The sequence below is a fragment of the Streptomyces sp. NPDC038200 genome (genome assembly GCF_055600785.1).
This window is the reverse complement of sequence record NZ_JBVJYH010000018.1, coordinates 1-18,814: the sequence shown is the minus strand read 5'-3', so window position 1 is coordinate 18,814 and position 18,814 is coordinate 1. Positions and strand designations below refer to the sequence as shown.

The window sequence follows — 18,814 nt, the reverse complement described above, 5'->3', positions numbered from 1 at the left end:
AGTTTGACACATCTGGAACGGCGTTCCAACATGGCGGTGGAACAGCGTTCCATTCCTGTTGCGAACGAAGGAAACCCATCATGACGACGACACCGGTAACGATCATCGGAGCGGGCCTGGGCGGCCTCACCCTCGCCCGCGTCCTCCACGTCCACGGCATCCCCGCGACCGTGTACGAGGCCGATCCCTCGGCCGAGTCCCGCACCCAAGGGGGCCAGCTCGACATCCACGAGGACGACGGACAGCGCGCGCTCGCCGACGCCGGCCTCACCGAGGCTTTCCGCGCCATCATCCACGAGGGCGCGGAGGCGGCACGCGTGCTCGACCGCCATGGCGCGCTGCTCCTCGACATGCCCGACGACGGCAGGGCCGCCCGGCCGGAAGTCCTCCGTGGCGACCTGCGCCGGATCCTCCTCGACTCCCTCCCCGCCGGCGCAGTCCGGTGGGGCCACAAGCTCACCGCGGTCCACCCCCTCGGCGACGGCCGCCACGAGCTGGCCTTCGCCGAGGGGTCCACCGTCACCAGTGGTCTGCTCGTCGGCGCCGACGGAGCCTGGTCGAAGGTCAGGCCGCTGCTGTCGCCCGCCACGCCGGAGTACACCGGCACGACGTTCATCGAGACCTACCTCCATGACGTCGTCGCACGGCACCCCGCCACGGCGGAGGCCGTCGGCCGGGGTGCCATGTACGCGCTCAGCCCGGGCAAGGGCATCACCGCCCACCGTGAGGCCGGGAACATCTTGCACACCTACGTCCAGTTGACCCGGCCCGCCGAATGGATCACTGCTCTGGACTTCACCGACCCCACCGCGGTACGCACCCGGATCGCGTCCGAGTTCGAGGGCTGGGCCCCGCACCTCACCGCCCTGATCACCGACGGCGACACCGCCCCGGTCGCCCGCATGATCCACACCCTCCCCGACGGCCACCAGTGGGGCCGCGTACCCGGAGTCACCCTCATCGGTGACGCCGCACACCTGATGCCCCCGTCCGGTGACGGCGCGAACCTGGCGATGTTCGACGGCGCCGAACTCGGCAAGGCCATAGCCGCCCACCCGGGCGACGTGGAGGCGGCCCTCGCTGCCTACGAAGCCGCCCTGTTCCCGCGCGTCAAGGCCTTCTACGCCGACGCTCGCCACATCCTGGACCTCTGCCTCGGCGACAACGCCCCGCACGGGTTCATCGACTTCTTCACGCAGGCAGCGGACGCCTGATCACGTCCTTGTGCCGACCTCTCGCAAGCGCGCAGAGCCCCCCACCCCGCCATCTCCGCGTGCAGCCGCAGGACGGCCGCACGGTCGGCCGGTCCCGCCCGCCGTATCCGTCCGGTGGTGCCGTCGGTCGGCAGGGCGTGCACGGGAGGCTCGTGGATACCGGTCATCGCGAATCCTTCTTGGAGGACGCGGCGCCCTCAGCGTGCGGCCCCGACGGACCGGGGAGGCCAGGGGCCGACCGGGTACCGGGCAGGGCCGAGCGGCCTTGCGTCCACGGCCTTCCTCAGGGGCGACCGGCCCATGGCGAGGCCATGCGGCCCCGTGACAGAAGGCGCTTGACGGGCGAGTGTGGAAGTGGCGGGGTGCACGTCCCTGACGCCGCCCGGCAGCGGCGTGGCGCGCGGGCGTGTCCCCGGATCATCCGGAGCCGACCGGGGCCTGGCACGAGGAGGCAGCCGTGAAGGAGCAGCCCACGGTGCGAAGTCTGATGGACCCCGCCCCGTACACGATCAGCGAGGACGAGAGCGTGCTGATGGCCTGGGAGGTCATGGAGCGCTCCCGGCAGCGTCAGCTCCCCGTGGTCCGCGGGAACGGCTGCTGTGCGGGCCTCCTGGACCGGGCGGAACTGGCCGTGGTCTGCGCGGCCGCCGCCACGACGCTGTCCCGCCGCCGGGTGTACGACCTGCTGCGCACCCGGCGGACCGTGACCGTCCACCCCGAGGACTCCGTTCTGCGTGCGGCGGCCGTGATGACGGACGAGCACCTCGACGCTCTGCCGGTCACGGATCCGCGGGGGCGACTGGTGGGCCTGCTCACGGCCCAGGACTACGTCGCCGCCGCCGCGGGCCTGCAGAACGGCGTCGCACCGTTCAGCCGGGGCCCGGAACGGGCCACCCTGCCCGGTCTGCCGCCTCGCCGCATGGCACCGGAACGCGGAATCACCATTCCGTGACGGGCCGTCGGCCCGCCCCGGCCTCGCGGGAGTAGTCGAGCGTTGCCTGCTTCACGATTCGGCGCGGTCACACCGTTGGTGCGGCACTAGAGTGGGACGGTGACCTCTCCGCAGGAAGATCCGTCGCGACGGCTCGACGAGGACGACCGCGAGACGGCCGTGCAGCGACTGCACGAGGCGTACGTCCATGAACGCATCTCGCACGAGGAGATGGACGAACGTCTCGGCCACGTACTCACCGCCGAGACGGACAGTCAACTCGCGTCGGCTCTGGGCTCGCTCCCGGAGGTGCACCCTGACACCGCCTCGACGATCGCCGCGGCCGGCGGCCGGATCCAGCGGCGAGGCGTATGGCGGGTGCCGCGGACCCTCAAGGTCGAGTCCGCCTTCGGCAGGGTGCGCCTGGATCTGTCCCAGGCGGTCATCGAGCATCCGGTGGTCGACATAGAGCTGCGGCTCGGAACCGGCGCGGCCAGGATCACGGTGCCACGCGACGCCGTCGTCGACGTCGAGGGTGTGCGTACGGGGTGGAAGGACCTGCGCTACCGGCCCCCACGGCATGTCCGCTCCGGCGGACCGAGGATTCGTATCTCCGGGAGCATGGGGTTCGGGCGGCTGAAGATCCACCACGCCCGGCACTGAGGCGCCGTCCGGAGGGTGGCAGCCGCCTCACCGGCCCAGACCGGTGACCGTTCGTCACGGGTCGAACCGGTTAGCCCTGGAAACTTGTCACGGGCGGAGTGTTGCGTATCCGTGAGTCACTCGTCAGAATGGTTACGTGAACCATGCCTTTCCCTGCGGGACGCTGCCCCTCGACTTCGTCGGGACGCTGCGGGCGCGACGCACTGCCGAGCCGATGGAGAAGCTGGCCTCCCCGGAGCTGCTCGACGACTGGTTCCTGGAGTCCGGGATGCTCGATCTGGCGCCCGGGGCGAGCGAGGCCGACCTCGCCCTCGCGCTGGATCTGCGCGAGGCGATCTACTCTCTGGTCGCGGCCCGGATCGAGCGGCGGCCCCTGCCCGTCGAGGCGGTCGCCGAAGTGAACCTGCAGGCGGCGGGTCTCCCCGTGACCGTGCGGCTCGGTCCCGACGGTGCAACCCGGACCGGCACGGTGATCCAGGGACTCGCCGCCCTCGCCCGGGAGACGGTCGAGATCATCGGGGGCGACGAGGCGACACTGCTGCGCGAGTGCACGCGTCCCGAGTGCACGCAGGTCTACCTCGATCGCTCCCGAGGCCACCGACGGGAGTGGTGTGCCATGCGAACGTGCGGCAACAGGGTCAAGGCCGCCTCCTACCGGGCACGCCGGCACAGCGCGAAGAGCTGATGTCGCACAGGTGTGACGCGCGACCTCATCCGGCGATCACCGAGGAGTGAACGGTTGTGACCAGCCCATCGGCCGCCTCGCTCCGAGCGCGGTACGTCGAACAAGCCGTGGCGGATCTGGCGGAGAACCGCCGCCGACAGCGGGAACTGGCCGAGAAACTCAAGATGTTGAAGCAGGAGGAGACACTCCTGACGGACATCCTGAAACTCGCCGAACGGCACGAGGCGGTGAACCCTTCCCCTCTGCCCGAGCAGACAGGGCCCCCGCCCGGCACCATCCGGTCGGAGACCGCCGCGACGGACAAGCCGCGGCAGCCCCTCCTCGGAGAAGTCCTGGTCGAGCTGCTCGGTACGCACGACGAGCCGCGCTCTGCCAAGGAACTGCGCGACGAGCTGATGCGGCGGTACCCGGATCGATCGCCCACACCGCAGGTCGTGCGCAACGCCCTCGAATCGCTCGTCGCCAAGGAACGGATACGGCGTCACAAGCAGGAGCGCTCGGTGTCCTACACCCTCGCGGGGCGCGTGACGGGCTGACCCGCCCCGAGCGGCCGGGCCCCCGTCGAACGGGACCGTCGCCGCCCGGCCGGCTCACGCGGCGAGTGGTGCCGCGGGACGGACAGCCGGCGCATGGACGGCCGGTGCCCTGCGGGGTGTGCTCCGTCAGAGGCGGTCCGCGTCGACGACGGCCCGGGCGAACGCCGCCGGTGCCTCCTGCGGCAGATTGTGGCCGATGCCGGTCAGCGTCCGGTGCTCGTACTTCCCGGTGAACTTGTCGCGGTACTTGGAACCGTCACCGGGCAGCGTGAAGGGGTCCTTCTCGGGGTCGAGGGTGATGGTCGGCACCGCGATGGACGGTGCCGTGGCCAGCTTCGCCTCGTAGCGGTCGTAGCGGCGTTCGCCGTCGGCCACGCCGAGCCGCCAGCGGTAGTTGTGGATCACGATCGCGGCGTAGTCGGGGTTGTCGAAGGCGGCCGCCGTGCGGGCGAAGGTCGCGTCGTCGAAATCCCAGGTGGGGGAGACGAGGTCCCAGACGAGCCGGGTCAGCTGGAGCCGGTGGTCGTGGTCCTCCATGGCCTTCTTGCCGCGGTCGGTCGCGAAGTAGAACTGGTACCACCAGGTGTGCTCCGCAGCGGCCGCGAGGGGTTCGAGCTGGGCCTTGCGGTCGGTGACGAGGTAGCCGCTCACCGAGACCAGGGCCTTGACGCGCTCGGGCCACAGCGCCGCGAGGATGTCGCCGGTCCGCGAACCCCAGTCGAAACCGGCGAGCACCGCCTGGTGGATCTTCAGAGCGTCCATCAGCGCGATGATGTCCAGCGCGATCGCCGACTGCTGCCCGTTGCGGAAGGTGCGGGAGGACAGGAACCGCGTCGAGCCGTGGCCGCGGAGATAGGGAACGATCACGCGGTAGCCCTCGGCCGCCAGCAGGGGAGCGACGTCGACGTAGCTGTGGATGTCGTAGGGCCAGCCGTGCAGGCAGATGACCACGGGGCCGTGCGCGGGGCCCAGCTCGGCGTAGCCGACGTTCAGCACACCGGCCTTGACCTGCTTCAGCGGGGGGAAGGAGGCGGAGGTGCCCGGCGTGGCCGATGGGCCGGCGGGGGAGGTCCGGGAGGCACCCGAGGCGCCTTGCGCACCGGCCAGGGAGACGGCGGCCGCCCCTGTGCCGAGACCCATCACCTTGCTGAAGGTACGCCGGTTGATCATGTGAAGCCTCCCGTGTCGTGGGGCGAGCGTCGCACCGGTGCGGCGAGTTTGCCTGCTGGACGACTCTGGCACGAAAAGTCATCACCAGTCAAAGCGGTTACGAAGAGAAGTTCGTAACCGACTCAACGGGCCACTTGTCTTGCGGTCGGCACCGTCACCCGTCAAAGTGGTTACGCGGTGCGGGCGGGGCGATCGTGAGACGACCGCACCCGCCGGCACCGATCCGCCCGCACGACGACCGAAGAAGAAGAGGAGTCAGGCCATGGACAAGGAACCGACGACGGACGCCGCCGCGGCGGTACGGCACGCCCGGTACGGCAGGCTTCCCGAGCGCATCCTCTTCGAAGACATGACCGAAGAGGTGGTGGCCGACCGGAACGATGCGCTGACGGCCTCGTACCACCCCGAGGGCTCGTGGAATTACCACTCGTGCCTGGCCCTGGACCTGGGACTGTAGCCCTCATGGCAGCGGGGAGCGGCGTCCGCCGAGCGCCGACTGCGCACCCTCCCGGCGCGAGCCGAGCCGGATCTCACGGCCCTGCCAGCGCCTGCGCAGCCAGCGGTCGTGGCTGGCCAGCACGATCGCGCCGGGACCGGTCCCCAAGGCCGCCTCCAGCTCGTCGCACAGCAGCGGGGACAGATGATTGGTGGGCTCGTCGAGCAGCAGCAACTGTGGCGGTCGCGCCACCAGAAGCGCCAGCGCGAGCCGTCGGCGCTGGCCGACCGAGAGCCGGCCGACCTCCTTGTCCAGGTCCGCCTCGTGCAGCAGGCCCAGTGAGCCCAGCGGCACCGCCTCGGCCCGTTCGGGGCCCAACGCCCGCTCATAGGTGTCTCGCACGGTCCGCTCCGGGACCCCGAAAACGGTGTCCTGAGCGAGCAGTCCCACGCTCAGCCCCTGCCGCCGCCGCACCTCGCCCACGGGTGTCGATCGCCCGGCGAGCACGGCCAACAGGGTCGACTTCCCGGCCCCGTTCCCCCCGGTGACCAACACCCGGTCGCTCGCCGACACCTCCGCGCTGACAGGCGCGAGCCGGCCCGGCACCCCGGCACCGTCCAGAGACACCAGGGGACCGTCCCCTTCGACCGCCTGTACGGCGAACCCCGTGCCCCGGAACCGCAGCGGCTTCGGCGGCTCGCCGACCTGGCTGCGCTCCAGGTCCTCCAGCCGGCGGGTGGCGTTGCGCACCCGCCGGGAGACCTGGTTCTGCACCCGGCCGGCCCGGTGGCCGTACCCCATCTTCTCGTTGTCGCGCGGCCCCCGGTCCGGCGCGACGCGGTGTGCGGTCACCCCGGCCGACACCCGCAGCGCGGCCAGTTCCTCCTGCTCCTCGGCCCAGCGCCGCTCCCAGCGCACCCGCTCCTTCCTTTTCTCGGTCAGATAGGCGCTGTAGTTGCCGCCGTAACGGACCGGACCGTCGATCGCGGGGTCGAGGTCGATCAGATCCGTGCACACGGCGTCGAGAAGGGCCCGGTCGTGGCTGGCCACCACGACGACCCCGGGCAGGCCGCGCACCTCCTTCTCGACAAAGGCGGCGGCGCCGTCGTCGAGATGGTTGGTCGGCTCGTCCAGCAGGAGCGCGGAGGGCCGCCGGACCAGCAGCGCGGCCAGTGCCAGCCGGCCGCGCTGCCCACCGGAGAGCGATCCGAGCGTCCGGTCGGGTCCGAAGGAACCGAGGCCGAGGCCGCCCAGCACGAGCGCTGCGCGCCGGTCCGCGTCCCAGGCTTCCCGTGCCTGGGCCTGTTCGAGCCGGACACCGTACGCGCCGAGCAACTCGGCGTACCCGGGTGCGTCCTGCGCGGTCCGTGCGAGGCGTTCGGTCAGACGGTCCAGCTCGGCGAGATCGTCCCTCACCTCGCGCAGGGCGTCGTCGAGTACGTCGGCGATCGTCGCATCGGCGTCGTACGGCATCTCCTGTTGCAGAAAGCCCAGGTCGGCCGGGCGGGTGACGCTCCCGGCGTCGGGTTCGTCGACCCCCGCGAGCAGGCGCAGCAGGGTCGACTTGCCGACGCCGTTCTCCCCGATCAGCCCGATACGGCGCCCGGGGGAGGCGGTCAGGGAGACGCCGTCGAGCACCCTGCGGCCACCGAGGGTGCGGACGACGTCGTGTGCGAGCAGGGCAGGCTGAGGCATGGGTCCGTCCAAGGTGATCGGTGATCGGTGCTCGGCCCGCGGGGCGACAAGCCTCGGACGCGGGCCAGGTCGGCACAGTGCCGGATCACACCTCGGGCGCCCCCGTCTCCTTCAGTTCGCCGTCGGCCAGCCGCAGCCACCGGCCGACGCCGATCTCGCTCAGGAAGCGCTCGTCGTGACTGACCACCACGAAGGCCCCCTGGTAGGAATTCAGGGCACTCTGCAACTGGCCCGCGCTGACCAGATCGAGGTTGTTCGTCGGCTCGTCCAGGAGCAGCAGGTGCGGGGCCGGCTCGGCGCACAGCACACAGGCCAGGGTCGCGCGCAGCCGCTCGCCGCCGGAGAGCACACCGACGGGCAGATGGGCGCGGGTGCCCCGGAAGAGGAAGCGGGCGAGCAGATTCATCCGCTCCGCCTCCGGCCGCTCCGGGGCGAAGACGGCGAAGTTCTCGGCGACCGTGCGCTCCGGGTCCAGCAGGTCGAGGCGCTGTGAGAGGTAGGCGATACGTCCTTCCGCCCGCTTCATCTCGCCGCTGCCCGGGGTGAGATCGCCGCTCAGCAGCCGGAGCAGCGTGCTCTTCCCGGCTCCGTTGGGACCGGTCAGTGCGATGCGCTCCGGGCCCCGGACGGTCAGGTCGACACCGTGTCCGGTGAACACCTCCTTGTCGCCGAGCCGGACGCGGAGCCCTGCGCCGAGGAACAGATTGCGTCCGGCGGGCACACGGGTGTCCGGCAGGTCCAGCACGAGGCGCTGTTCCTCGCGCAGGGCCCGACCGGCCTCGTCCAGCCGGGCCTTCGCCTCGCCGACGCGGCCCGCGTGCACCTGGCCCGCCCGGCCCGCGGACTCCTGCGCGCCCCGCTTCATGTTGCCGGCGAAGATGCGCGGCAGACCGGCGTTCTTCAGGTTGCGGGCGGCGTTGCTCTGCCGGCGTTCGGCGCGCTCGCGGGCCTGCTGCAGCTCCCGCTTCTCCCGCTTCAGCTCCTGCTCGGCGTTGCGGACGTTCTTCTCGGCGACCTCCTGCTCCGCCCGCACGGCGTCTTCGTACTCGGTGAAGTTGCCGCCGTGGAAACGCAGTTCGCCCCGGTCGAGTTCGGCGATGCGTTCCATGCGGTCGAGCAGGGCGCGGTCGTGGCTGACCAGGAGCAGGCACCCGGTGAAGTCCTCCAGCACGTCGTAGAGCCCGCGCCGGGCGTCGAGGTCGAGATTGTTGGTGGGCTCGTCGAGCAGCAGTACGTCGGGCCGCTTCAGCAACTGGGCGGCCAGGCCGAGGGAGACGATCTGGCCGCCGCTGAGGGTGCTCAGGCGGCGGTCCAGGCCGAGGTCGGCCAGGCCGAGGCGGCTCAGCTGCGCACGGGAGCGTTCCTCGATGTCCCAGTCGTCGCCGATGGCCGTGAAGTGCCTCTCGTCGACGTCCCCGGCTTCCACGGCGTCGATGGCCTGGATGATCGGGGCGACCTCCAGGACCTCGGCGACCGTGAGTTCGCCGGTCAGCGGGAGGCTCTGGGGGAGGTGACCGAGCGTGCCGGCCACGGTGACCGAGCCGGTGCCGGGTCGCAGCTCACCGGCGATGAGTTTGAGCAGAGTGCTCTTGCCGCTGCCGTTGGGCGCGACCAGGCCCGTGCGGCCGGAGCCGACGGTGAAGGACAGGTCCTGGAAGACGGGAGTGTCGTCGGGCCAGGTGAAGGACAGGTTCGAGCAGACGACGGAGGCGTCGGACATGAAGGTGACCTCGCGAGGAGAGGGGCAGGCATGACGCTTCTGCCCCCATGACAGACAGGGGGAGGGAGGGGACGACAAAGGGACCACCTCGGCGATGCTTGCGCGCACCTGCCGGTGGTCTGCCGGGCCGGGTATCACCCGGAGATGTCGTCGTCCACCACCATGTCTGGTCTCCTCGAAGACGGTCGATGTCCCCAGCACTGTAACAGCGGGCGAGGGGAACGTGCCCGACGGGATCACCCCCGTCGGGTCGACACCGTGACAGGTGACGGTGGTTCAGGGCAGGAGCAGCAGCTTGCCGGTGGTCTTCCGCGACTCGATGTCCGCGTGCGCCTGTGCCGCGTCCGCCAGCGCGTAGCGGCCTCCGATGCGCACGGTGAGCTGCCCGGCGAGGACCATGTCGAAGATCTCGCCGGTCCGCCGTACCAGTGCCTCGCGGGTGGGGACGTGGTCGAACATCGTCGGGTACGACAGCAGGATGCTGTGGGGCAGGTCGGTCGGCCGGAACAGGGGAACGCCCATCATGGGGCCGTAGTACGCGTGCACCCCGTGCCGGCGCAGGGCGAGCTGCGAAGAGCGGAAGGTCTCGGTGCCGCCGCCGTCGTAGACGACATCGGCTCCCTCACCGCCGGTCAGCTCCTTGATCCGGTCCTCGAAGCCGCCGCCGGACCAGACCAGGACGTGGTCGGCTCCGGCTTCCTCGGCGACGGGCACCTTCTCCTCGCGGGAGACGAGACCGATCACCTTCCCGCCGCGCGCCTTGATCATCTGGGTGAGCAGCAGGCCCACTCCGCCCGCCGCCGCGTGCACCACGGCCGTGTCACCCGGCTTGATCGGGTAGGTCTCGGTGCTGAAGTGGTTGGCGGTGAGTCCCTGGAGCATGACCGCGGCCGCGACCTCGTCCGGGATGCCGTCGGGGACCTTCACCAAGGACGCGGCCGGAACGGCGAGCAGTTCCGCGTAGCTGCCCCGGTGGTAGAACCAGGCGACCCGGTCGCCGACGGCGAGGTCTTCGACGCCTTCGCCGAGAGCGGTGACGTATCCCATGCCCTCGGCCCCCAGGACCAGCGGGGCGACCCAGCCGGGCGCGCCCTGTCCGCGGGCACCGGTGTCCATGTAGTTCACTCCCGCGACGCCGAGCCGGACCAGGGCCTCGCCGGGGCCGGGCGCGGGATCCGGCAGCTCCGTCCACCGCATGACCTCGGGGCCGCCGTGTTCCTCGATATGGATCGCATACATGGTGTGACACCTCTCTGGACGTAATACGTGTGCCGAAGGAACTGACAGGCAACGTAGAACTTCTAGATTGGACCAGCAAGTCCAGAAAACTGGCCTTGCAGGCGAGCCTCAACTGCCCATGTGCATCCGTTCCTTGACGGTGTACGCCGAGCCATGCAAGGGTTATCACCAGTTAAAGCGGTTACTGACAAGCCCGACGGGATGTCAGCCTCTTCACACGTGTTGCGCTGCCCGAGGGCGGACGCACCCCCCTCCTCATGACGGGAAAGTCAATGAGACGACTTCTGTCCCTTCTCGCGGCCGGTCTACCGCTGGTGGCGGCCGTATGCCTGCCGGCCGGCGCTTCCGCGGACGCTCGAAGCCCCGCCGCGGCCTCGTTCACCTGCTCGGCCGTCTCGGTGACGGCCCCGGCCGGCACCGAGGTGGAGTCCGTGACAACGACCCGGCAGGCGGGTGGCACGGTGTACGGGACCGGGCTCCTCGGTGGTTCGGTCTCCGGCGTACCGGCCCACTGCGAGGTGTCGGTCACCCTCACCCATCCCGGCGACGGCGACCACGCCGAGGTGCGGACCTGGCTGCCCGCGGACGGGTGGAACGGCCGCTTCCAGGCACTCGGCGGCAGTGCCTACGCCGCCGGGGACAACGGTGTGGGCATGGGGACGGCGGTCAAGAACGGCTACGCCGCCGCCACCACCGACGCGGGCGTGGGCGACGTCCTGGACACCGGCTGGGCGCTGAACAGCACGGGACAGACCGACACCGCGCTGCTGAAGAACTTCGCCGACCGCTCCCAGCACGAGATGGCGCTCGTCGGCAAGCAGGTCGTCGACGAGGTCTACGGCGAGCCCGCCGCCTACTCCTACTGGAACGGCTGCTCCACCGGTGGACGCCAGGGCTACAGGGAGGCCCAGCGCCACCCCGACGACTTCGACGGCATCCTCGCCGACGCGCCCGCCGTCAACTGGGACGAGTTCGAGGTCGCGACCCTGTGGCCGCAGGTGGTGATGAACGAGACGAAGACCCGCCCCACCACCTGCGAGTTCAACGCCTTCAACCAGGCCGCCCTCACGGCCTGCGACAAGCTCGACGGTGTCGACGACGGCCTGGTCTCCGACCCGGAGCGCTGCCACTACGACCCTCGTGAGCTGATCGGCACCAAGATCGTCTGTGCCGGCGAGGAGGAGACCGTCACGGCTGCCGACGCGGCCGTGGTGCGCAAGATCTGGGACGGCCCGCGGACCACGTCGGGCCGGCGGCTGTGGTACGGCCTGCCGGTCGGCGCCGACTTCACGAGTCTGGCGGGCGACGCTCCGTTCCCCGTCCCGGCCGCCTGGGTCGCGTCATGGGTGAAGAAGCAGCCTTCCTTCGACACCTCGAAGCTGACCTACGACCAGTTCACGAAGGTGTTCAGGCAGTCCCACAACGAATACGGCGAGATCATCGGCACCGGCGATCCCGACCTGTCGGCGTTCCGTGACTCGGGTGGCAAACTCCTCACCTACCACGGTCAGACCGACCAGCTGATCCCCACGCAGGGCACCGTGGACTACCGCCGTGGTGTCGAGCGGAAGCTCGGTGGCTCACACCGGGTCGACGACTTCTACCGCCTCTTCCTCGCCCCGGGCACGGCCCACTGCACGCTGGGCGGCAAGGTGGACGACCTGACGGCGTTGACCGAGTGGGTCGAGCGGGGCAAGGCACCCCAGACGCTCACCGCCTCGCTCACCGACGCCGCCGGACGGACACTCGACCGCCACCTGTGCCGCTACCCCCAGGTCTCCCGCTACACGGGCCAGGGCGACCCGGCCGACGCCGACAGCTTCCGCTGTGTCCCGCCGCACCGGCACTGACCGACACCCCGGCAGCACACCTCCCGACCACCATCCGACCGGAAGCAGAGACCTGTCATGGCAGTCAGCTACACAGCCGTCGTCGACGTCACGGGAGAGGGCCGCAACGGCGGCACCGTCCGCTCTGAGGACGGCCTCCTGGAACACCGCCTGTCCATACCCAAGGAACTCGGTGGCGCGGGCGACGCCACCAACCCGGAACAACTCTTCGCCGCGGGCTGGGCGGCCTGCTTCCTGGGGGCCCTGCGTCGCGCCGCCGCCACCCGCGCGATCCGGCTGACCAGCACCGCCGTCACCGCCGAGATCACGCTCACGCACGGCGACGACGGCGAGTTCAGCCTCTCCGCCACGCTCAGCCCCACCCTCGGCGGCGTCGACCCGCACACCGCCCGGGAACTCGCCGAGGCCGCCCACCAGATCTGCCCCTACTCCAAGGCCACCCGCGACAACATCCCCGTCACCATCCACGTGGCCACGCCATCGTCGAAGGACGACTCACGGTGAACGCCGCGAAGGGTTCCCACCGGGCACGGTCGTACGTCTGCCGAGAGAGATCCCTCATGGTCGGCACGGAGGCGGCGCGGTCGGCTGCCGGCCCGCCTGTGCCCGCGTAGCGACATCAGGCGGGCTGCCACAGTTCGAGCCGATTGCCCTCGGGATCGGTGACCCAACCGAATCGTCCGACACCCTCCATGTCCTGAGTCTCTTCGGCCACGTCCGCTCCCTTGGCGCGCAGCTGCGCGAGCATCGCGTCCAGGTCGCGGACCCGGAAGTTCAGCATGGTCCGCTGCGCGCGGGAGCCGAAGTAGTCGGTCTCGGACTCGAACGGAGCGAACACCGTCGCCCCGGCCTCCTGACGCCACAAGCCGTTGTCGTCGGCGTCCAGGCCCAGGCAGTCGCGATACCACGCGCCGAGGGCCGCCGGGTCGGTGGCCCGAACGAAGTATCCGCCGATTCCAAGCACACGTTCCATGCCGCCATCTTGCCAGTGACGACCATCGGCGGGCCGCACGGAACCGTCGCCGTCACCGCCGCGAGCCGGCCCCTGCGGACGGTGCGAACCAACCGTCCCGTCACACGAGGACTGGTACATGCGTTTGATCGCGGGCGGTAGGGCTACTCGCACCTGCAAGCCTGCGACGCAGCGAGGGACGGCGCCGACGGGACCACGCCGACAGTTGGCAAGGGGCTGGTCGTGATGACCGTGGCGACACAGCAGGGTGGTGGCGGGGGAGGTTCCAGTGGCCTCTACGACGTCCTGGAACTCATTCTCGACCGAGGGCTGGTGATCGACGCGTTCATACGGGTCTCCCTTGTCGGTATCGAGATACTCAAGATCGACATACGGATCGTGGTCGCCAGCGTCGACACCTATCTGCGCTTCGCCGAGGCGTGCAACCGCCTCGACCTGGAAGCGGGGCCGCGCAAGCCGGCCGGCCTCACAGAGCTCACGGGGCAGCTCACGGAGTCCGGTGCCCGCGGCAAGACCAGGGGAGCTCTGTCCGGCGCCGCGGAGACGGTCTCCGAGGCTTTCCAGCAGGCCCGTGACGAGGGCAGGGAACGTCAGGGCGCCCGGCCCGCCGCCCGCCGGAGGGAGACAGAGCGATGAGCACCTACGTCTACGGCATCAGCCGCGCCGCGCGCGCCTCGCTCCCACAGGACACGGACGGCATCGGAGACCCACCGCGGCCGGTGCGTGTGCTGCGCCAGGGCGAGCTGGCCGCGATCGTCAGCGACGCCCCCGAGGAACTGCGGCCCAAACGACGCGACCTGCTCGCTCACCAGCGGGTACTGGACGCGGCCGGAGCGGACGGCGTGGTGCTGCCGATGCGGTTCGGCAGCGCCGCCCCGGACGACGAAACGGTGACCGCGGTGCTCGCCGAACGGGCGGAGTACTTCCTCGGGCGGCTGGACGCACTGGACGGCACGGCGGAGTACAACGTCAAGGCCCATCACGATGAGGAGGCCGTGCTGCACGTGGTGATGGCGGACAACGACGAGATCCGGATGCTGGCGGAGGCGAACCGGCAGGCCGGCGGAGGGGCGCACGAGGACAGGGTCCGGCTGGGAGAAATGGTCGCCGCTGCCGTTCAGGCGCGGGAGGCGACGGACGCGGAGCTGCTTCGGCGGGCGCTGGAGCCGACGGCCGAGTCGGTCAGCGTCGGCCCGCAGAGCACCGGCTGGCTGGCCAATCTCTCCTTCCTGGTGGCCCACGGTTCAGCGGAGCAGTTCCTGGCCGCGGTCGACCGACTCCGCCAGGAGCATCCGCACCTGGAGCTGCGTGTCCACGGCCCGCTGCCGCCCTACAGCTTTGTCGACACTCCCTCGTCACAACAGGCCGAAGGCGGCACCGCGGAAGCATTCGGAGCCGCGACGGCCCAGCCGTCCAACGGGTGACCGGAGAAGCCGCCCGCGCGCGGCTTCAGTCCTGCCCCGAGACGATCGGCCAGACGGCAGGCCGTGCGGTCCGGATGACCCGCGGGATCACGGCCATGACATCGTGAGTGCTTCGCTGTGCCACCGCTGCTGCGTTCAGACGGCAGTCGGCCAGGGCGATCAGCCCCTCGCGTAGCCAATCCACACATCGTTCAAAGAATCCGGGCGCCGCTCCCGGTGCTCCTGACGCTCGTCTCGCTGCCGGGGATCGCCGGCCAGTCGGCGACCCGGCGGGTACGGGGACGACAGCCAGAACCTTGCCCCCGGTGCCGCTGAGGATGTCCTGAGCCACGCGGTGAGGCAGACGCAGGGCAACGGCGGTATCGGCTCGATCGTGGCGATCCATCGCTCCGCCCCGGCTGCCGCCCAGCCCTCCACCGGGCGGGTGTCTTCCGGCGTGCCGCACGACGCCTTGAGGCGAACGGTCGCGGGCACCTCCTAGCCTCTGCGGCATGCTGGGGCTTCCTGCTCATGTCCGTGCCTGTCTCTTCGACCTCGACGGCGTGCTCACGCAGACCGCGAAGGTGCACGCGGCTGCCTGGAAGGAGATGTTCGACGGCTATCTCCGCGAGCGCGCGACACGCGAGGGTGCCGACTTCGTGCCCTTCGACGCGGTGCACGACTACGACGAGTACGTGGACGGACGGCCCCGGGAGGACGGCGTGCGCACGTTCCTCGCCGCACGCGGGGTGCGCCTGCCCGAGGGCACACCGGACGACCCGCCGCAGGCGGAGACGGTGAACGGACTGGGCAACCGCAAGAACGTCCTGGTGCTGCGAAGGATCCGCGAGGAAGGGGTGGAGCCCTACGAGGGCTCGGTCCGCTTCGTTCACGCGGCACGGGAGGCCGGCCTGCGCCGCGCGGTGGTGTCGTCCAGCGCGAACTGCCGGGACGTGCTGGCGGCGGCCGGCATCGAGGACCTGTTCGAGGAACGCATCGACGGAGTGGTGGCGCACGAGCGCCGTCTGCGGGGCAAGCCGGCCCCGGACACCTACCTGGAGGCGGCCCGCCGGCTCGGCACGGAACCGGGCGAGGCCGCGGTGTTCGAAGACGCTCTGGCCGGCGTCGACTCCGGACGAGCGGGGCGGTTCGGCGTGGTCGTGGGCGTCGACCGGGTGGGCCAGGCGGATCAGCTGCGGGCGCACGGCGCGGACATCGTGGTCCGCGACCTGGCCGAACTTCTGGAGTCGCAGTGATCACCCACCCCAGTTACACGGTCGAGCCGTGGTGCCTGCGCGAGACCGAGCTGAACCTGGACGTGATCGCCCAGAGCGAATCGGTCTTCGCGCTGTCCAACGGACACATCGGGTGGCGCGGCAACCTGGACGAGGGAGAACCGCACGGGCTGCCCGGCGCCTACCTCAACGGCGTGTACGAACGCCACCCGCTGCCCTACGCGGAGGCGGGCTACGGGTACCCCGAGTCCGGCCAGACGATGATCAACATCACCGATGGCAAGGTCATCCGGCTGCTGGTCGACGACCACCCCTGCGATCTGCGCTACGGCCGGCTCCAGGCGCACGAGCGGGTCCTGGACTTCCGGTCCGGTGTGCTCAGCCGCACGGCACGGTGGACGTCGCCCGGCGGTCGCACGATCCGGATCACCTCACAGCGGCTCGTGTCCTTCACCCAGCGTGCGGTGGCCGCGGTCGTCTACGAGGTCGAGCCGGTGGACGGACCGACCACCGTGGCCGTGCAGTCCGAGCTGGTCGCCAACGAACAGCTGCCCGGCCTCCAGGGCGACCCGCGGGTGGCCGCCGCGATCGAGTCCCCCCTGGGGGCCGAGGAGTACTTCGCCCAGGACACCCGCCTGCGGCTCGTGCATTGCACCGCCCGCAGCGGACTGCGGGTGGCGGCAGCGGCCGACCATCTCGTCGAGGGGCCCGAGAGCACGCGCTGGACGGCGCAGAGCGAGCCCGACGTCAGCCGTCTGACGGTGACCGCGGACCTGCTGCCCGGGCAGCCGCTGCGACTGGTCAAGTTCGTGGCGTACGGCTGGTCCGGAGAGCGGTCCCTGCCGGCCGTGCACGATCAGGTGGACGGAGCCGTGGCGGCCGCGGTCAGCACCGGCTGGGACGGGCTGGTCGCCGCGCAACGGGCGTATCTGGACCGCTTCTGGTCCGGGGCGGACGTCGAGGTCGAGGGCGACGCGCAGATCCAGCAGGCGGTGCGGTTCGCTCTCTTCCACGTGCTCCAGGCGGCCGCCCGCAGCGAGAACCGCGCCATTCCCGCGAAGGGCCTGACCGGAACCGGGTACGACGGGCACTCCTTCTGGGACACCGAGTCCTACGTGCTGCCGGTTCTGACGTTCACCGCGCCGGAGGCCGTCGCGTCGGCGCTGAGATGGCGGCACCGGATGCTCCCGGCGGCCCGGGAACGCGCGGGCCAGCTGGGGCTCGCCGGAGCGGCGTTCCCCTGGCGGACGATCGACGGTGGTGAAAGCTCCGCCTACTGGCCGGCCGGCACGGCCGCCTTCCACATCAACGCCGACATCGCCATGGCCGCCGTCCGGTACATCATGATGACCGGGGACGAGGACTTCGAACGCCACGAGGGGCTCGACCTCCTCGTGGACACCGCCCGGCTGTGGCGTTCCCTCGGACACCACGACGCCGAAGGCGTCTTCCACATCGACGGGGTCACCGGACCCGACGAGTACAGCGCCATCGCCCGCGACAACCTGTACACCAACCTGCTGGCCCGGCAGAACCTGCTGGCCGCTGCGGAGGCGGCCGCGCGCCATCCCGACCGGGCCGCGGAACTGGGCGTCGACGACGAGGAGACCGCCGTGTGGCGGGACGCCGCGACCCGCATGGCGGTGCCGTACAACGAGTCTCTCGGTGTGCACGAACAGTCGGCCGGGTTCACGAGTTTCCAGCGCTGGGACTTCGAGGCGACCCCGCCCGAGAACTACCCCCTGCTGCTGCACTACCCCTACTTCGACCTGTACCGCAAGCAGGTGGTGAAGCAGGCCGATCTGGTGCTGGCGATGATGGAGTGCCCGCACGTCTTCTCCGACGAGCAGAAGGCGCGCAACTTCGCCTACTACGAGGCGCTCACCGTCCGCGACTCCTCCCTTTCCGCGTGCTGTCAGGCGGTGCTCGCCGCCGAGACAGGCCACCTGCGGCTGGCCTACGCCTACCTCGGCGAGGCCGCGCTGATGGACCTGGACGACCTGGAGCACAACACCCGCGACGGGCTGCACATCGCCTCGCTCGCCGGCACGTGGATCGCTCTGGTCTCGGGGTTCGGCGGTATGCGCCGGTACATCGGCGAGGACGGAAAGCCCGACCTGCTGGCGTTCGCACCGCGCCTGCCGGAAGCGCTGTCCAGGGTGGCGTTCACGGTGCTGGTGCGCGGACGCAGACTGAAGGTGGACATCGGCCCGACCCATGCGCGATACCGGCTGGTGGAAGGTGAACCGCTGGTCCTGATGCATCACGGAGAACGCATGACCGTGACCGCCGACGCCCCTGTGGACCGACCGATGCCTCCCGCGCCGGTACGTCCCGATCCGCAGCAGCCGGCAGGCCGCCGTCCGGCCGGCCTGCTCCCCGGGGAGGAGCAGCAGGCGGAGCCACAGGATTAGACGCGCCGACGCGACCTACGACGCACAGGGTCCGGTCGGGAAGGAGGGCGACACGAGGCGCCTGGTGTTCGGCTCAGTCGGTGTGTGGGGACAGGCATACCGGTGTGGCTGTTCGGCAGGGTGTGCCCCCTGTCGCATACGGGTTGTTCGTCCAGGTTGACGGCGTTCTCCGGGGCGCTGTTTCTTTCAACTCGGATTGCCCCTACAGCCATCTGGGTATGGTTGCGCCCAACTGGGGCTCACCGCAGCCGTGTTGGCGTGTCGTCCAGTGGCCGGTGGAACCGGTCCCGGTCGCGTCGTCGGTGGTCTTCCCGGGGGTGAGGGGCGGGGACGGTGTTGTCCCGGGTCCTTGGTTTTCGCACCCCCCTGAGCGTCGATGGCGGAGTGGCCTTACTCACTCGCTATTGTCGCCGGGCGGCGCGTAATTCGGCGTCCCCAAAAAGTGTTCTCACGATGTTCGGGCGCGAGGTGATTCCGTGCTCGGTGTGACTTTATATGGGGCATAGGGGGCCACGTGGGGTGGTTCGGAGTGGGGTGTTGTCGCGGACGGTAGCTGCGGACAATTACGTTAGGTGTGACTGGTTGCTGCAGCTGGGTGGGGCATGATGGGGGTGGTCGGACTCTTTGACGCTGGATATGGGGGATGGCGT

General features: G+C 70.5%; 17 protein-coding genes. 12 read left to right on the top strand and 5 right to left on the bottom strand.

What is annotated here, in order from left to right; all coding sequences use genetic code 11:
- Positions 1–80: 80 nt before the first annotated feature.
- The 5 genes from ACZ7KF_RS30310 (at position 81) to ACZ7KF_RS30290 (ending at position 4,029) form a co-directional block, all read left to right on the top strand.
- A complete protein-coding gene (locus ACZ7KF_RS30310) occupies positions 81–1,214 on the top strand; it encodes an FAD-dependent oxidoreductase (RefSeq protein ID WP_471081909.1) in 1,134 nt (377 codons plus the stop codon).
- A 457-nt stretch (positions 1,215–1,671) separates the two neighbouring features.
- Positions 1,672–2,166, top strand: coding sequence for a CBS domain-containing protein (locus ACZ7KF_RS30305; RefSeq protein WP_471081906.1), 495 nt, complete (start codon positions 1,672–1,674; stop codon positions 2,164–2,166).
- 99 nt (positions 2,167–2,265) lie between these two features.
- The gene (locus tag ACZ7KF_RS30300) at positions 2,266–2,808 is read left to right on the top strand and encodes a DUF1707 SHOCT-like domain-containing protein (RefSeq protein WP_471081903.1); all 543 of its coding nucleotides are present in this window, start codon (positions 2,266–2,268) and stop codon (positions 2,806–2,808) included.
- Positions 2,809–2,944: 136 nt separating this feature from the next.
- A complete protein-coding gene (locus ACZ7KF_RS30295; protein ID WP_471081900.1) occupies positions 2,945–3,493 on the top strand; it encodes a CGNR zinc finger domain-containing protein in 549 nt (182 codons plus the stop codon).
- 56 nt (positions 3,494–3,549) lie between these two features.
- A complete protein-coding gene (locus tag ACZ7KF_RS30290) occupies positions 3,550–4,029 on the top strand; it encodes a hypothetical protein (protein ID WP_471081897.1) in 480 nt (159 codons plus the stop codon).
- 126 nt (positions 4,030–4,155) lie between these two features.
- Here ACZ7KF_RS30290 and ACZ7KF_RS30285 read toward each other — a convergent pair whose 3' ends face one another.
- Positions 4,156–5,199 carry an alpha/beta fold hydrolase gene (locus tag ACZ7KF_RS30285; RefSeq protein ID WP_471081894.1) on the bottom strand — a complete coding sequence of 348 codons (1,044 nt, stop codon included), beginning with the start codon at positions 5,197–5,199 and terminating at the stop codon, positions 4,156–4,158.
- A gap of 262 nt (positions 5,200–5,461) precedes the next feature.
- Here ACZ7KF_RS30285 and ACZ7KF_RS30280 point away from each other — a divergent pair, with 262 nt between their 5' ends.
- On the top strand, positions 5,462–5,656 hold the full coding sequence (locus ACZ7KF_RS30280; RefSeq protein ID WP_471081891.1) for a hypothetical protein: 195 nt from the start codon (positions 5,462–5,464) through the stop codon (positions 5,654–5,656).
- Positions 5,657–5,659: 3 nt separating this feature from the next.
- Here the strand turns inward: ACZ7KF_RS30280 and ACZ7KF_RS30275 are convergent, their stop codons facing one another.
- From ACZ7KF_RS30275 to ACZ7KF_RS30265, 3 genes are all read right to left on the bottom strand, one after another.
- Positions 5,660–7,330 carry an ABC-F family ATP-binding cassette domain-containing protein gene (locus ACZ7KF_RS30275; RefSeq protein ID WP_471081888.1) on the bottom strand — a complete coding sequence of 557 codons (1,671 nt, stop codon included), beginning with the start codon at positions 7,328–7,330 and terminating at the stop codon, positions 5,660–5,662.
- 85 nt (positions 7,331–7,415) lie between these two features.
- Complete coding sequence (locus tag ACZ7KF_RS30270) at positions 7,416–9,050, bottom strand: ABC-F family ATP-binding cassette domain-containing protein (RefSeq protein ID WP_471081885.1); 1,635 nt, start codon at positions 9,048–9,050, stop codon at positions 7,416–7,418.
- A 276-nt stretch (positions 9,051–9,326) separates the two neighbouring features.
- Positions 9,327–10,289 (bottom strand): quinone oxidoreductase family protein, encoded by a 963-nt coding sequence (locus ACZ7KF_RS30265; protein ID WP_471081882.1) that lies wholly within the window; start codon positions 10,287–10,289, stop codon positions 9,327–9,329.
- A gap of 272 nt (positions 10,290–10,561) precedes the next feature.
- Here ACZ7KF_RS30265 and ACZ7KF_RS30260 point away from each other — a divergent pair, with 272 nt between their 5' ends.
- On the top strand, positions 10,562–12,139 hold the full coding sequence (locus ACZ7KF_RS30260) for a tannase/feruloyl esterase family alpha/beta hydrolase (protein WP_471081879.1): 1,578 nt from the start codon (positions 10,562–10,564) through the stop codon (positions 12,137–12,139).
- A 57-nt stretch (positions 12,140–12,196) separates the two neighbouring features.
- Positions 12,197–12,643, top strand: coding sequence for an Ohr family peroxiredoxin (locus ACZ7KF_RS30255; RefSeq protein ID WP_471081876.1), 447 nt, complete (start codon positions 12,197–12,199; stop codon positions 12,641–12,643).
- A 115-nt stretch (positions 12,644–12,758) separates the two neighbouring features.
- Here the strand turns inward: ACZ7KF_RS30255 and ACZ7KF_RS30250 are convergent, their stop codons facing one another.
- Positions 12,759–13,112: a VOC family protein gene (locus tag ACZ7KF_RS30250; protein WP_471081873.1), complete on the bottom strand. Its 354-nt coding sequence runs from the start codon at positions 13,110–13,112 to the stop codon at positions 12,759–12,761.
- Between the two features lie 225 nt (positions 13,113–13,337).
- Between ACZ7KF_RS30250 and ACZ7KF_RS30245 the strand changes: the two genes are divergently transcribed.
- From ACZ7KF_RS30245 to ACZ7KF_RS30230, 4 genes are all read left to right on the top strand, one after another.
- Positions 13,338–13,748, top strand: a complete 411-nt coding sequence (locus ACZ7KF_RS30245; protein WP_471081870.1) for a gas vesicle structural protein GvpA — start codon at positions 13,338–13,340, stop codon at positions 13,746–13,748.
- On the top strand, positions 13,745–14,536 hold the full coding sequence (locus tag ACZ7KF_RS30240) for a GvpL/GvpF family gas vesicle protein (RefSeq protein ID WP_471081868.1): 792 nt from the start codon (positions 13,745–13,747) through the stop codon (positions 14,534–14,536). Before ACZ7KF_RS30245 ends, ACZ7KF_RS30240 begins: the two co-directional genes overlap by 4 nt.
- A gap of 491 nt (positions 14,537–15,027) precedes the next feature.
- Complete coding sequence (locus ACZ7KF_RS30235; RefSeq protein ID WP_471081865.1) at positions 15,028–15,771, top strand: HAD family hydrolase; 744 nt, start codon at positions 15,028–15,030, stop codon at positions 15,769–15,771.
- Complete coding sequence (locus ACZ7KF_RS30230; RefSeq protein ID WP_471081862.1) at positions 15,768–18,164, top strand: glycoside hydrolase family 65 protein; 2,397 nt, start codon at positions 15,768–15,770, stop codon at positions 18,162–18,164. The genes ACZ7KF_RS30235 and ACZ7KF_RS30230 overlap by 4 nt, the downstream gene beginning before the upstream one ends.
- Positions 18,165–18,814 lie beyond the last annotated feature (650 nt).

What these genes read in the sequence shown, in the direction of transcription:
- ACZ7KF_RS30245 (WP_471081870.1), top strand. Translation starts at nt 13,338, where the DNA reads ATGACCGTGGCGACACAGCAGGGTGGTGGCGGGGGAGGTTCCAGTGGC.
- ACZ7KF_RS30270 (WP_471081885.1), bottom strand. Translation starts at nt 9,050, where the DNA reads ATGTCCGACGCCTCCGTCGTCTGCTCGAACCTGTCCTTCACCTGGCCC.
- ACZ7KF_RS30235 (WP_471081865.1), top strand. Translation starts at nt 15,028, where the DNA reads ATGCTGGGGCTTCCTGCTCATGTCCGTGCCTGTCTCTTCGACCTCGAC.
- ACZ7KF_RS30250 (WP_471081873.1), bottom strand. Translation starts at nt 13,112, where the DNA reads ATGGAACGTGTGCTTGGAATCGGCGGATACTTCGTTCGGGCCACCGAC.
- ACZ7KF_RS30265 (WP_471081882.1), bottom strand. Translation starts at nt 10,289, where the DNA reads ATGTATGCGATCCATATCGAGGAACACGGCGGCCCCGAGGTCATGCGG.
- ACZ7KF_RS30280 (WP_471081891.1), top strand. Translation starts at nt 5,462, where the DNA reads ATGGACAAGGAACCGACGACGGACGCCGCCGCGGCGGTACGGCACGCC.
- ACZ7KF_RS30260 (WP_471081879.1), top strand. Translation starts at nt 10,562, where the DNA reads ATGAGACGACTTCTGTCCCTTCTCGCGGCCGGTCTACCGCTGGTGGCG.
- ACZ7KF_RS30275 (WP_471081888.1), bottom strand. Translation starts at nt 7,330, where the DNA reads ATGCCTCAGCCTGCCCTGCTCGCACACGACGTCGTCCGCACCCTCGGT.
- ACZ7KF_RS30255 (WP_471081876.1), top strand. Translation starts at nt 12,197, where the DNA reads ATGGCAGTCAGCTACACAGCCGTCGTCGACGTCACGGGAGAGGGCCGC.
- ACZ7KF_RS30285 (WP_471081894.1), bottom strand. Translation starts at nt 5,199, where the DNA reads ATGATCAACCGGCGTACCTTCAGCAAGGTGATGGGTCTCGGCACAGGG.
- ACZ7KF_RS30240 (WP_471081868.1), top strand. Translation starts at nt 13,745, where the DNA reads ATGAGCACCTACGTCTACGGCATCAGCCGCGCCGCGCGCGCCTCGCTC.
- ACZ7KF_RS30310 (WP_471081909.1), top strand. Translation starts at nt 81, where the DNA reads ATGACGACGACACCGGTAACGATCATCGGAGCGGGCCTGGGCGGCCTC.